This is a genomic window from Mesorhizobium sp. ORM8.1, assembly GCF_053005525.2.
Genome location: NZ_CM132600.1, coordinates 97,867 through 110,943, shown reverse-complemented (window position 1 = coordinate 110,943; position 13,077 = coordinate 97,867). Strand labels below are relative to the sequence as shown.

Annotated in this window: 14 protein-coding genes; 5 read left to right on the top strand and 9 right to left on the bottom strand. The window is 62.6% G+C overall.

Annotated elements, in window-relative coordinates; all coding sequences use genetic code 11:
• Nucleotides 1-44: 44 nt before the first annotated feature.
• The 8 genes from ACVDG8_RS00530 to ACVDG8_RS00495 form a co-directional block, all read right to left on the bottom strand.
• Nucleotides 45-965, bottom strand: coding sequence for an ABC transporter permease (locus ACVDG8_RS00530; protein ID WP_447252960.1), 921 nt, complete (start codon nucleotides 963-965; stop codon nucleotides 45-47).
• A complete protein-coding gene (locus ACVDG8_RS00525) occupies nucleotides 965-2,095 on the bottom strand; it encodes an ABC transporter permease (RefSeq protein WP_455707482.1) in 1,131 nt (376 codons plus the stop codon). Before ACVDG8_RS00525 ends, ACVDG8_RS00530 begins: the two co-directional genes overlap by 1 nt.
• Nucleotides 2,092-3,669, bottom strand: coding sequence for an ABC transporter ATP-binding protein (locus ACVDG8_RS00520; RefSeq protein WP_447252959.1), 1,578 nt, complete (start codon nucleotides 3,667-3,669; stop codon nucleotides 2,092-2,094). Before ACVDG8_RS00520 ends, ACVDG8_RS00525 begins: the two co-directional genes overlap by 4 nt.
• Before the next feature lie 108 nt (nucleotides 3,670-3,777).
• On the bottom strand, nucleotides 3,778-3,930 hold the full coding sequence (locus ACVDG8_RS00515; protein WP_455707481.1) for a hypothetical protein: 153 nt from the start codon (nucleotides 3,928-3,930) through the stop codon (nucleotides 3,778-3,780).
• Between the two features lie 16 nt (nucleotides 3,931-3,946).
• On the bottom strand, nucleotides 3,947-4,924 hold the full coding sequence (locus tag ACVDG8_RS00510) for a quinone oxidoreductase family protein (RefSeq protein WP_447252958.1): 978 nt from the start codon (nucleotides 4,922-4,924) through the stop codon (nucleotides 3,947-3,949).
• 128 nt (nucleotides 4,925-5,052) lie between these two features.
• On the bottom strand, nucleotides 5,053-5,871 hold the full coding sequence (gene pcsA, locus ACVDG8_RS00505) for a phosphatidylcholine synthase (RefSeq protein WP_447252957.1): 819 nt from the start codon (nucleotides 5,869-5,871) through the stop codon (nucleotides 5,053-5,055).
• Nucleotides 5,868-6,482 carry a DUF1326 domain-containing protein gene (locus tag ACVDG8_RS00500; RefSeq protein ID WP_447252956.1) on the bottom strand — a complete coding sequence of 205 codons (615 nt, stop codon included), beginning with the start codon at nucleotides 6,480-6,482 and terminating at the stop codon, nucleotides 5,868-5,870. Before ACVDG8_RS00500 ends, pcsA begins: the two co-directional genes overlap by 4 nt.
• 13 nt (nucleotides 6,483-6,495) lie before the next feature.
• Nucleotides 6,496-7,389 carry a DUF2182 domain-containing protein gene (locus ACVDG8_RS00495; protein WP_447252955.1) on the bottom strand — a complete coding sequence of 298 codons (894 nt, stop codon included), beginning with the start codon at nucleotides 7,387-7,389 and terminating at the stop codon, nucleotides 6,496-6,498.
• A gap of 92 nt (nucleotides 7,390-7,481) precedes the next feature.
• Here ACVDG8_RS00495 and ACVDG8_RS00490 point away from each other — a divergent pair, with 92 nt between their 5' ends.
• On the top strand, nucleotides 7,482-8,693 hold the full coding sequence (locus tag ACVDG8_RS00490) for a UbiH/UbiF family hydroxylase (protein ID WP_447252954.1): 1,212 nt from the start codon (nucleotides 7,482-7,484) through the stop codon (nucleotides 8,691-8,693).
• A gap of 206 nt (nucleotides 8,694-8,899) precedes the next feature.
• Nucleotides 8,900-9,223 (top strand): heat shock protein HspQ, encoded by a 324-nt coding sequence (gene hspQ, locus ACVDG8_RS00485; protein WP_447252953.1) that lies wholly within the window; start codon nucleotides 8,900-8,902, stop codon nucleotides 9,221-9,223.
• 110 nt (nucleotides 9,224-9,333) lie between these two features.
• On the opposite strand, the gene ACVDG8_RS00480 is transcribed toward hspQ, so the two are convergent.
• Nucleotides 9,334-9,960 carry an invasion associated locus B family protein gene (locus tag ACVDG8_RS00480; protein ID WP_455707480.1) on the bottom strand — a complete coding sequence of 209 codons (627 nt, stop codon included), beginning with the start codon at nucleotides 9,958-9,960 and terminating at the stop codon, nucleotides 9,334-9,336.
• 265 nt (nucleotides 9,961-10,225) lie between these two features.
• On the opposite strand from ACVDG8_RS00480, the gene ACVDG8_RS00475 reads away from it, so the two are divergent.
• The 3 genes from ACVDG8_RS00475 to ACVDG8_RS00465 are packed head-to-tail and all read left to right on the top strand — an operon-like array spanning nucleotide 10,226 to nucleotide 13,045.
• Nucleotides 10,226-12,046, top strand: coding sequence for an extracellular solute-binding protein (locus tag ACVDG8_RS00475; protein WP_447252951.1), 1,821 nt, complete (start codon nucleotides 10,226-10,228; stop codon nucleotides 12,044-12,046).
• A 26-nt stretch (nucleotides 12,047-12,072) separates the two neighbouring features.
• Nucleotides 12,073-12,753, top strand: a complete 681-nt coding sequence (locus ACVDG8_RS00470) for a DsbA family oxidoreductase (RefSeq protein ID WP_447252950.1) — start codon at nucleotides 12,073-12,075, stop codon at nucleotides 12,751-12,753.
• Between the two features lie 43 nt (nucleotides 12,754-12,796).
• On the top strand, nucleotides 12,797-13,045 hold the full coding sequence (locus ACVDG8_RS00465; protein ID WP_447252949.1) for a hypothetical protein: 249 nt from the start codon (nucleotides 12,797-12,799) through the stop codon (nucleotides 13,043-13,045).
• Nucleotides 13,046-13,077 lie beyond the last annotated feature (32 nt).

Sequence of the window (13,077 nt, the reverse complement as noted above, 5' to 3'; positions counted from 1 at the left end):
CTCTCTGAGTTTAAGCCTTGGAGCTTCCCGTCTTTTTGTTGTTGTCAACGATCCGGAACGAATGGCTGCCCCAAGGAAGCCGGCGTGTTCATCATCGTCAAACGCTTGTTGCGCGAGATTAGAACGAGAACCACGACGGTTGCCAGATAGGGAAGCGAAGAAAGAAACTGCGACGGCACAGGAATGCCAAAAGCCTGTGCATGAAGCTGGCCGATCCACACCGCGCCGAAGATGTAGGCGCCGGCCAGCACCCGCCACGGACGCCAGGAGGCGAACACGACCAGCGCCAAGGCGATCCAGCCACGGCCCGCGCTCATGTTCTCGACCCATTGCGGCGTATAGACCAGCGACAGGTGGCCGCCGGCAAGACCAGCGCAGGCGCCGCCGAAGATCACCGCGAGATAGCGATAGCGGATCACCTTGATGCCCAGCGCGTGCGCCGACGTATGGCTGTCGCCGATCGAGCGCAGCGTCAGGCCCATGCGCGTCTTGAACAGGAACCACATCACCGCCGCCGTCAGCGCGATCGAGATGTAGAAGATCGGGTCCTGGCCGAAGATCAGCCGGCCGATGACGGGAATGTCGGTGAGGACCGGAATATAGAGGTTTGGCAGTCTTTCGCCGGGTTGGCCGACGAAGCTCGTTCCCATCATGCCGGACAGGCCAAGCCCGAGAAGCGTCAGCGACAGGCCGGTCGCCACCTGGTTGGTGGCCAGCGACAGCGTCATGACGGCAAAGAGCAGCGAAAACAGCGCGCCGACGATGATCGCCGCGAGCAGGCCGATCCAGGGCGATCCGGTGAGGTAGCCGGCGCCGAAACCGCCGACCGCGCCCATGATCATCATGCCCTCGACACCGAGGTTGAGGACGCCGGAGCGTTCCACCACCAGTTCGCCGATCGCCGCGATCAGAAGCGGCGTCGCCGCGGTCGCGATGGTCAAAAGAATGTTGATGGCAATGTCCATCAGCGGGCCTCCCCGAGCTTGGGCGCTGCTTCGAGTTTCGGCGCGCCATTCGACTTCGTCAGCGCCATGCCGATCACGCGAATGCGGTAGTGGATGAGCGTGTCGCAGCCGAGCACGAAGAACAAAAGCATGCCCTGGAAGACGCGCGCCACCTTGTCGGAGATGCCGAGCGCGCTCTGCACCGCCTCCCCGCCGAGATAGGTCAGCGCAAGCACCAGCCCCGCCGCGATGATGCCGAGGGGGTTAAGCCGGCCGAGGAAGGCGACGATAATGGCGGTGAAGCCATAGCCGGGCGAGATCACCGGTTGCAGCTGGCCGATAGCGCCGGAGACTTCGGAAATGCCCGCCAGTCCCGCCAGCGCGCCGGACAACAGGAAGCTGAAGAAGACCATGTAGTTGAAGCCGAAGCCGGCAAAGCGCCCTGCCCTTGGGCTGGAGCCGAGCACGCGCACCTCGAACCCTTTGAGCATGCGGCTCATCATCAGCCAGACCAGCACGGCGGCCACCAGTGCGAAGACGAAACCCCAATTGGCGCGGCCGGCATCGGGCATCAACTGCGGCAGCACCGCCCAGTCGCCGAACTGGATGGTCTGTGGGAAACCATGGCTCTGCGGATCGCGCCAGGGTCCGCGCACCATCCAGTCGAGGAACAGCTGCGCGACATAGACCAGCATCAGGCTGGTCAGGATCTCGTTGGTGTTGAAGCGCGTCTTGAGCAGTGCCGGGATGGACGCGTAGAACGCGCCGCCGACCATGCCGAGCAACAGCATCAGCGGCAGCACCAGCGGCCCCTCGAACCCGGGGAACAGCACCGGAATGATCGATCCGAAGATGGCGCCGAAGATGAACTGGCCCTCGGCGCCGATGTTCCAGATGTTGGCCTTATAGCAGACCGACAGGCCGACCGCGATCAGGATGAGCGGTGCCGCCTTGATCGCCAGCTCGTGCAGCTGCCAGACCTGGCTGATCGGCTCGACGAAGTAGATCTCGAAGGCAGTGAGCGGATTGACGCCAAGCAATGCGAACATGATTGCGCCGGCAATGATCGTCAGCGCGAAGGCGATGAAGGGCGACAGCACCGAAAACAGCACCGAGCGCTGCGGGCGTTTGACCAGTTCGATGCGCATCATGCCACCTCCAGGCTGTGTTCGGCGTGGCCAGGTTCGGCGCCGCCCATCAACAGGCCGATTTTCTCGAAGGTTGCCTCGGCGATCGGCAGCGGCGTCGACAATTCGCCATTGTGCATGACCGCGACCGCGTCCGACAGTTCGAACAATTCGTCGAGGTCTTGGCTGATGACCAGCACCGCCGAGCCGCTGCGCGCAAGCTCGATCAGCGCCTGGCGGATATGCGCGGCAGCGCCGGCGTCGACACCCCAGGTCGGCTGGTTGACGACAAGCACGCTCGGTCGGCGGTCGAGCTCGCGGCCGACAATGAATTTCTGCAGATTGCCGCCCGAAAGCGCTGCCGCTTCCGGATCGGGAGCGCTCTTGCGCACGTCCATCGCGGTGATGATGCGCTGGGAGGCGGCGTAGACGGCCGCAGACTTGACCATGCCGCCGGAGCCGACGAAGGCCTTGCCGTCGGTCGCGTGGCGCGACAGGAGCAGGTTCTCCGAAAGCTTCATGCGCGGCGCGGCACCATGGCCGAGGCGTTCCTCCGGCACGAAGGCGGCGCCCATCAGCCGCCGCCCGGTGATCGACAGCGCGCCGGCGTCCTTGCCGCGGATACGGATCGAGCCGGCGTCCTGCTGCAGCACTTCGCCCGAAACGGATTCGAAGAACTCGCCCTGGCCGTTGCCGGCGACACCGGCAATGCCGATCACTTCCCCGGCGCGGACGCTGAGATTGATATTCTTCAGGGGAACGGCAAACGGCGTCGCCGGTTTGCGGCTGAGCGCACGGATTTCGAGCAGCGCCGGCGCGGTCTCAATGCCTTCGGCCGGTGCGCGCACCACGGCCTTCACCTCGGTCCCGACCATCATGCGGGCGAGCGAAGCGGCCGTCTCCTGGCGCGGATTGCAATGGCCGACCACCTTGCCGTGGCGAAGCACGGTGGCGCGGTCGCAGATGCGTTTGACCTCTTCCAGCCGGTGCGAAATGTAGAGGATCGACTTGCCCTCAGCACGCAGCCTTTCCAGTGTCTCGAACAGCTTGTCGGCTTCCTGCGGCGTCAGCACCGAGGTCGGCTCGTCGAGGATGATAAGCTGCGGCGTCTGCAGCAGGCAGCGGATGATCTCGATGCGCTGGCGCTCGCCGACCGAAAGATCGCCGACCAGCGACTCCGGGTCGAGTGGCAGGCCGTAGCTGAAGGAAAGCGCCCTCGCCTTCGCCGCGATCGTGCCGATCGGCGAGCCGTCATTGAGCGACAGGGCGATGTTCTCGGCCGCCGTCAGCGCCTCGAACAGCGAGAAATGCTGGAACACCATGCCGATGCCTAGCTTCTTGGCCACGCCCGGGCTGGTGATCCTGACGAGCTTGCCGTCCCAATAGATCTCGCCCGAGTTCGGCTCCAGCGAGCCGAACAGCATCTTGACCAGCGTCGACTTGCCGGCGCCATTTTCGCCGAGCAGCGCGTGGATCTCGCCTTTTGCTATATTGAGATCGATATGATCGCACGCCGTCAGCGTGCCGAAAATCTTCGTTAGGCCGCGGACCTCAAGCAGGTTCGCGCCGTCATGACTGTTATTCACAGTGCCTCCCATCCAGTTTCCCGGACATGTTCTGTGTTCCCGGCTGCATGGTATGCGCGGCCGGCTCCCGTCGGAAAGCAGCACCCGACTTGAAAGAGCTTCAAGAATTTCAGCGGAAACTCAAGGGCTAAGATAGACCCGGCGCGAATGCCCGAACAGCCGGTGCGCTTTTCGGGCAAACTCTGCCTCCGGTCCCGGCAAGACGCTGAAAAACAAGGCAGCCGGCTGCAGCACGATGCCGAAAAGCGTTAAGCGGCTTTCGGGTGACATCATGCTCTATCCCTTTGCTTTAGGGAATGAGGATGGTCGTTCCTGTCGTCTTGCGGGCCTCGAGATCGGCTTGCGCCCGTCCCGCATCCTTCAGCGCATAGCGCTGGTTGATCTTGATCTTGACGGCGCCGCTCAGCACCACGTCGAAAAGCGCGTTCGCCGACGCCACCATGTCCTCGCGCCTGGCGTTGTAGACGAAGAGCGTCGGCCGTGTGGCAAACAGCGAGCCCTTCTGCGCCAGGATCGACATCGAGAATGGTGGGATCGGCCCGGAAGACTGGCCGAAACTGGCGAACATGCCAAGCGGCCGCAGGCAATCGAGCGAAGCGGGAAAGGTGTCGTTGCCGATCGAGTCGTAGACAACATCGCATTTGCGGCCCTGGGTCAGGGCCAAAACCGCGGCTACGAAATCCTGTTCCTTGTAGTTGATGACATGGTCGAAGCCATGCGCCCTGGCGAGCTCGATCTTGTCGGTGGAACTTGCCGTGCCGATCACCGTCGCGCCGAGATGCTTTGCCCATTGGCCGAGGATGAGACCGACGCCACCGGCCGCCGCATGGTAGAGGATCGTGTCGCCGGCCTTTACCGGATAGGTGCGGCGCAAGAGATACTCGGCCGTCATGCCTTTCAGCATCATGGCGGCGGCCTGCTCGTCGCTGATGCCGTCCGGCAGCTTGATCACGCGGTCTGCGGCAACGATGCGCTGCTCGGCATAAGCGCCGACATTGACCGCATAGGCTATGCGGTCGCCGGGCTTCAGCCAGTCGACGCCGGCGCCTAGCGCCAGCACCACGCCGGCCGCTTCGCTACCCGGGATCAGTGGAAAGCCGCCCGGCGGCGGATAGAGCCCGGTACGATGATAGACGTCGATGAAATTGAGGCCGATCGCGGTATGCCGGATCAGGATCTGCCCGGCGCCGGGCTGCCCAGGATCGGCATCTTCATAAGTCAGGACTTCAGGGCCACCATGGGCGTGGATGCGGATTGCCTTGGACATCGCTCAACTCTCTCGGGATAGGGACAGCACTGGGTCATGATCCGAAACCGATTTTTCGGAAAAGATCATGCTTCGATAAACAGCTAGGTCAGGATGACGATCCTGCCAAAAATTATCCTGATCCAGGGTCAGGACTTCTTGGCGCCAAGGCTGGGAAACATCTGCATGATGCCCCCGATGGAGGCGAGATAGAGGCCGCTGATCGTGATGCCGATCTTGGTGAAGTCGCTGACCTGTTCGCTGAGCACGCCGATCTTGTCGTAGAAGGCCGCGAGCGCCGCTTGCGCCAGCGCCAGCGCGCCAAAGGCGCACCACAACAGCGTCATGCCGAGATTGACCGGCCTGAGCCGCACCACCCGCACCGGGTGGATGAAATTGATCGGCAGGAAAGTGAGGATGCCGGCGACCACGACCACCGCGAAGGACACCCACTGCCCCGGCTCGATAACGAACAGCGTGAACACGACCATGTTCCAGACGACGGGAAATCCCTTGAAGAAGTTCTCCTTCGTCTTCATGCCGGTGTCGGCATAGTAGATGGCGCTGGACACGACGATGATCGCCGCCGACAGGAAGGACAGGTTCTCACCCATGAAGCCGCGCTGATAGAGCGCGAAGGCGGGGATCAGCACGTAGGTGACATAATCGATGATGTTGTCGAGGAGCTCGCCCGACCATGTCGGCAGGATTTCCTTGACCTCGAGCCTTCGCGCGATTGGGCCGTCGATGCCATCGACGAACAACGCCAGCCCGAGCCACCAGAACATCGACGTCCACCGCTCTTCGCTTGCCGCCACCAAGGACAGGAAGGCAAGGAACGAGCCCGAAGCGGTAAGCAGGTGCACGGAGAAAGCGCGCGCCTGCGGCCAGGTGACCTTCTTTTTCGGTCGCGGAATCCGATCCGCGATCTTTCTGGCCGCTTTGCGGGCCGCTGTATCCTTGCTCACGGTCCCCGCCAGTCCAGTTTGCAGATTTCGGCAGAACGTCCGGCAAAATTCCAGTTGCGGCCGAAGGCGCGCATCTTGCTCTTGTCGGACTTCGCCACAATGATCTCCGGCGCGATCCAGTATTCAGAATTGGTGATCACCGTATCCTTCTCGCGATCCTTGCCGGCAATAGGCGTCACCGCGCCATCGATGATCTTCGGTATCTGGAAGATACGCGTTTTGTCACGTGTCTCATAGGTGATCGGCACCTGCTCGACGCCAAGGAATTTTCCGACCAGGATCGACAGCAGCGAGGTGGTCCCGCCGGCCTTGCCGGTAAAAATCTTGGTCAGCGCCTTCACCGCATAGACCGAGGCGCGCTTGTCGATGAACAGGCCGGCTGTCCAGTTGCCGCGGCTCATATAGCCCGGAATTTCCATGACCAGTCCGAGATTGAGACCGGAGAGCTCGACCTCGCCGAAATGGCCTGCGTCTATGCGGAAACCCGCCCAGGTCTGGCAGTAGCCTTCGGTCGGCGGATGGCTGCCGAGCGACAGCACGCAAGGACAGAAAACCGTGCAATTGCAGGAGAGTACCAGTTCTCCCTTCATCGCCCAGCTTTGATCGGTCATCCGATTTTCCCCCTCACGCCGAAACTAATAGCAGGGCGGCTGCCCACACAAGCAGTATCGCACCGGCCACCCGGCTGGCCACCCTGCCGCTGGTCTGTTTTTCGATCAGGGTGAAGAGGCCGATCAGCGCCATCCAGAAGACATTCATGGCGCCGACCGCAAACATCACCAGCATCAGGGCCCAGCAGCAGCCGAGGCACCATACACCCTGCTCTAGGCCGAGGCGGAAGATGCGCCGCGGCTTCGCGCTCCAATTGGCAAACAGGATCGAGAACGGGTTCCGGCATTTTTCCAGGCAGGCCTGCTTCAAGCCGCTGAACTGATAGAGGCCCGCCACTAGCAACGCCGCGCCGCCGGCCAGCCCGACGATGGGATCGAGCATCTGCCCGGAAGTCGTGGAGGCGTAGATCGCAAGTGTCAGCGCGGCAAACAGCACCGAGGCGGCAAGCCATGTTGTAAGATAACCGGCAACGAGAACAAGCGGATGAACCACCGGCTCTCCCTTGATCCGGGCCGTATCGGCGATCTCGCAATAGGTCCGGATCATCGGCGCGGCGGAAGGCAGCATCACTGCCACCGCCATCAGGAACCACATCAGGGCAAGCGCCAGGCCCTGCGCCCCGATCGAGCCCCCAAGCGGCGCCGGCGCCAGGCACAGGCTGAATATCCGGGACAAAAAGCCAGGCAAGGGCAATTGCGGCAAGTGTCTCAGCAGCGCGTCGCCCGCGGCATTGCCGCCAATGCGGCTTTCGGCGCCGCGGACCGCCATGGCCAAAAGGATGAACCACGACAAGGCGATGCCGGCCCCGATCGTCAGCGTCACCGTCAGGCGCGGGCTGCGCGCAAGCTCCGCCGTGGCGCGGCCGGCGCGGTCGAGATGGCCGAAATCATGCTCCTGGCCGGTCATGGCACTCGAATGGGCTGAATCGCCGCGTTGATCAAGCCGGCTGATCCGACCTATATCCTGACCCAGGATCGCCTCTCATTCGGAGACCTGGCATGCAGCAGAACGAAAATGCCCGGATCCTTGTTGCCGGCAGCGGCCCGGCCGGGTTGACCGCCGCGCTGGGTTTTGCCGAAGCAGGCTTTGCCGTCACGCTCGTTGGCCCGGAAGCCGCGACCGGTGACGGCCGCACCACCGCCCTGATGAACCCTGCCTTGAAAGTGCTCGACCGGCTCGGCGTCCTTGCCGGGCTTCGCCCTCAGGCCGCGCCGTTGAAGGTCATGCGCATCGTCGACGCCACCCGGCGCCTGGTCCGCAGCCCGACGGTTACCTTTCGCGCCAGCGAGATCGGCGAGGAGCAATTCGGACTGAACCTGCCGAACAAGGTGCTCATTCCGCTGCTTGCCGGGGCTGTGTCCGACCACGCCGGCATCGAATGGCGCAAATCAATGGTCGAGACATGGCGGCTTGATGTCGACCAGGCCCACGCCGTCCTTGCCGATGGCGGCGAGATCTCGGCCGCGCTCGTCGTTGCCGCCGACGGCCGCACCTCTCCGGCGCGCGAGGCTGCCGGCATCAAAGCGTCCGCGCGGCCCTACCCTCAGTCGGCGCTGGTGGTCAATTTCAGCCACCGCAGCGAGCACGGTTTTGTCTCGACCGAATTCCACACCGAAACCGGCCCGTTCACCCAGGTGCCGCTGCCCGGCAGACGCTCCAGCCTGGTCTGGGTGGTTGAGCCTGAGACCGCGCAGGAACTCGCGGCACTCGATGATGATACCCTCTCCACACGCATCGAGGAGCAGATGCAGTCGATGCTCGGCCGCGTAGCTGTCGAACCGGGCCGTCAGGTCTATCCGTTGTCGGCGGCCTCGCCCGGCCGCTTTGCGCAAAACCGCGTGGCGCTTGTCGGCGAAGCGGCGCATGTGTTCCCGCCCATCGGTGCGCAAGGCCTTAACCTCGGCATCAGGGATATCGACGATCTGATTGGAATCGCCAGCGAAAATCGCGACGATCCAGGCTCTCGCAAGTGCCTCGCCACATACGACACCAGGCGTCGGCCCGACATCTGGGCGCGCAGCGGCGCGGTCAATCTGCTCAACATGTCGCTGCTGTCGGACATGCTGCCGGCGCAACTCGTGCGAAGCGCCGGTCTCAATGCGCTGGGCAGCTTCGCGCCGCTGCGGGCTTTCTTCATGCGCGAAGGGTTGCGGCCCGGCAGCGGCTTTCGCGCGCTTGCCGGCGGTTCGCGAAAGGAGACCACGCGGTAGAGCATTGACGGCCAAATATTGGTCTCAGGCACAAAACGCCGGGCCTCGGTTGCGCCGTAACGAAACGACACAACGCCATTGAATTGAGATGCAGCCTGCGCCAAATAGTCCCCAACCCAAAAGTCGGGGTCGATTTTTGGCGCCATAGTGCGTAATTTCAAGGTGTTAGGGGTGTTTTGCGTAGAGCGCACCCAGTGGTGAGCGCGATGAAAACAGCCAAGTTCTCGATTGGGCAAGTGGTTCGCCACCGGCTGTTTCCGTTCCGTGGCGTGATTTTCGACGTCGATCCGGAATTCGCCAACACCGAGGAATGGTACGAGGCGATCCCGGCGGATGTGCGCCCGCGCAGGGACCAGCCCTTCTATCATCTGCTCGCCGAGAACTCCGAGACCGAATACATCGCCTATGTATCGGAGCAGAACCTGCTCGAGGACCGTTCGGGCGAGCCGGTCCGGCATCCGCAGATCGGCGAGATGTTCGACAAGCGGCCGGATGGCCGCTACGAGCCCAAACGCCAATCGCGGCACTGACGCCCCTGCATGGCGACGACAAAAAGCGGGGCGACAACAAAAGGCGGGACGGCAACAAAAAAAGCGGGGCAATTGCCCCGCTTTTGTATTTCCGAAGAACGTTTGTGCGATCAGTTCGCGGTCTTGGCCTTGTCCTGCTCGTCCTTGAGCTTCTTGGCGAAGTCCTGGTTGTTCTTGTTGACGAACTCCTGAAGCTTCTTCTGGCGATCGTCGAGGTCGGGCTGCTGCAGCGGCGGGCCGTCATAGGCTCCGCTGAAGCCGGCGAGCGCAACCTTGATCGGGTTCGGCTGGTTCTGGAAGTTGATCGAGGTAAGGGTGATCTGCTGGCCCTTCTTGAAGGCGGCAACGATCGGGTCGGTCAGCGGCACTTCAGCGACGCAACGGTCGGGGAAGCAGACGACGTAGTCGAGCTTCTGCGCCTTGCCAGCGTCGATCTGCAGGCCGATGCCGGCGCCGATGATACGGCCGGTCGGGACGGTCACCTGGAAGACCTTGCGGTTCACCTTGCCCTTGATTTCGATCAGGCCGACGCTGGTGACGAGCTGTCCGTTGCCGGCAGTGATGTTGTTCTGCACATTGCAGATGTCGACATCTTCCTGCTTGGCACATACCTTGTACCAGCCCTGCGGCGGCTGCTGCTGTTGCTGTTGCTGCGCCGAGGCGGTGAAAAGCCCGGCGCCCAGGACGCCGACCACGCCTGCGGCCAGCACCGAAAGGCGATACGCGTTGCTCGTCATATGGTGCACTTTCCTCTCAAAAGATCCGGGGACCGGCTTCTTCGTGCCGTGTGGTCCAGCTACCTGTTGCCGAAATGAGGCAACAGGATGACTTCAGAGCGCGTGTTACACTGCCCGCCGCGCCGAATCCAGCCCGCTTTCCGCGATTTTCTCCCGGCTGGCGGTGTAAGGCAGGTCGGAATGGAGGAGCCCGCCGATTCAATCGGCGGGCGAAATGCTCTAGGGTGCATGCCGAATCACAAAGCCGCCCGGCAAGGAGACGGTCATGGACCGCGTTCTCGTCCGGCTGATCGCCGCGACCTCGTTTCTGGCCCTATCGCTCTTTCCAGCTCTCTCGGAGCCGAAGCACGGCATTGCCATGCAGGGCGAGCCGGCATTGCCGCCGGACTATCAGCACTTCGACTACGTCAATCCCGATGCCCCCAAAGGCGGCAGCATCACCTATTGCGTCGTCGGCAGCTTCGACAACCTCAATCCCTTCATCCTGAAAAGCCTGCGCACCACGGCGCGCGGCATGATCGACACCGTTTACGGCAACCTCGTCTTCGAGCCGCTGATGCAGCGTAACTACGATGAGCCCTTCAGCCTCTACGGACTGCTCGCCGACAGCGTCGACATGGATCCGGATCGCAAGAGCATCGAGTTTCATCTCAACCCGAACGCAAAATGGTCGGACGGCCAGCCGGTGACGCCGGAGGACGTGCTGTTCACCTACGATGTTTTCACCGACAAGGGCCGTCCGCCCTATCGCGATCGCATGAGCATGGTCGCCAAGCTGGAGAAGACCGGCGAGCACAGCGTGAAATTCACCTTCAACGACAAGGCCAATCGCGAAATCCCGCTGATCATCGCGCTGACGCCGATCGTCCCCAAACACGCCTTCGACAAGGACACATTCGACAAGACCACGCTGAAGCCGGTGATCGGCAGCGGCCCCTATACCGTGGACAAGGTGCAGCCCGGACAGCGCATCGTCTTCAAGCGCAATCCCGACTATTGGGGCAAGGATATCCCATCAAAGCGCGGCTTCGACAATTTCGACCAGATCACCATCGAATATTTCCTCAACGCCAACGCCAGGACGGAAGCCTTCAAGAAGGGAATCTGCGCCCTCGATGACGAGACCGATCCGGTAAAGCGCGAGCGCGACATCGACTTTCCCGCCTTCCGAAGAGGCGAGGTGAAAGAGGAGTATTTCACGACCGGCATTCCGCCTGTCGTGAACGGTTTCCTGTTCAACACCAGACTGCCGAAGTTCGCCAATCCGGCCGTGCGCCACGCGCTCGGCATGCTTTACGACTTCGAATGGGCGAACAAGAACCTGTTCGGCGGCAAGTTCGACCGAACCATGAGTTACTGGCAGAATTCCGAGCTCTCCGCGCTTGGCCATCCGGCCGATGACCGCGAAAAGGCGCTGCTTGCCCCTTACCCGGGCCGCGTGCCGCCCGACGTGATGGACGGCACCTGGCGGCCGCCGGTCACCGACGGCTCGGGGCAGGACCGCAAGGTGCTGAAGGCGGCTTTCGATCTGCTCAAGGCGGCCGGCTACCATGTGCAGGACGGCAAGATGCTCGACCAGCAGGGGAACCCTTTCAGCTTCGAAATCCTGACCTCCTCGCAGGACGAAGAGCGGCTGGCGGCCGTCTATCAGCGCACGCTGGAAAAGATCGGCATCGATGTCGGCATCCGCCCGCTCGACGGCGACCAGATCCAGTCGCGCAAGCAGCGCTACGACTTCGAGGTTCTGATCGGTTCGAGTGGTTTCAACAACTCGCTGTCGCCCGGTAGCGAGCAGGTCGGGCGCTGGGGATCGGTGGCGGCCAAGACCGAAGGATCATTCAATCTTGCCGGTGTCGCCGATCCGGCAGTGGATGCGGCGATCAACGCCATGCTGAACGCGCGAACCAAGGAAGACTATGTCGCCGCGGTGCGCGTCCTCGACCGGCTGCTTATTTCCGGCAATTATATGGTGCCGATGCAATACAACACGCAGCAATGGGTCGCTTACTGGAACTATCTGGAACATCCGCAAAAGACTCCCATATTCGGCTATCAGCTGCCGGCCTGGTGGCGAAGGCCCAACTGAGGCAGGCCGACACGGAGGAGACGACCATGAGTGCCGAGAACGCGATCACCGTCGATGTCGTATCCGACGTCGTCTGCCCCTGGTGCTTCATTGGCCAGAAGCGGCTGGACAAGGCGATTGCCGCCGTGGGCGATGTCGACGTGCGGATACGCTGGCGACCGTTCCAGCTCGATCCGACCGTGCCGGCTGGCGGCATGGACCGCCGCGAATACATGCTGGGCAAGTTCGGCAGTGAAGAGCGTATCCGCCAGGCCCATGCCCGCATCGAGCCGCTTGGCGAGGCCGAGGGCATCCATTTCGCCTTCGACGCCATCAAGGTGGCGCCGAACACGCTTGATGCGCATCGCGTCATCCGCTGGGCGGGCGCCGCCGGTGAGGACGTTCAGAACCGGCTGGTGCGCCGTCTCTTTCAGCTGAATTTCGAGGAAGGCGCCAATATCGGCGACCATGCGGTGCTCACCGAAGCCGCTCGCGAGGCCGGCATGGACGCGGCCGTGGTCGAGACGCTGTTGCCGACGGATGCCGACGTCGAGGCGGTGCGCAACGAGATCGCCACCGCATCGCGCATGGGCATCACCGGCGTGCCTTGCTTCCTCTTGGAAGGCAAATACGCCGTCATGGGCGCGCAGGAACCCGAAGCGCTTGCCGATGCCATCCGCCAGGTCGCCCAGGCCAAGGCGCGCGGCGAGCTCGAAGCGGCAGGCTGAAGCATGATCCCGAAAAAGCGGAAACCGGTTTTCGGAAAAGATCATGCTCCTTGTCGGCAGCTATCCGCTCAAAACCGGCTCTCCGGCGAACAGCGCCAACTTCAACATTCTCGATTCCGGCGCCATGGTCGGCCATGTCCACTTTGGCAGCGGCGAGATCGTCATCGACAAATACGATGCCGCAACCAAGACCATTTCCGGCCATTTCGCCGCCTCCGGAAAAGACGAATCGGGCAAGCCCGAAGCGCTCATGGACGGTAAGTTTTCAGGCATCCCGGTCGCCACGCAGTAGTGGTTCGGACCCGATCCGAGGCCATTTCCGTT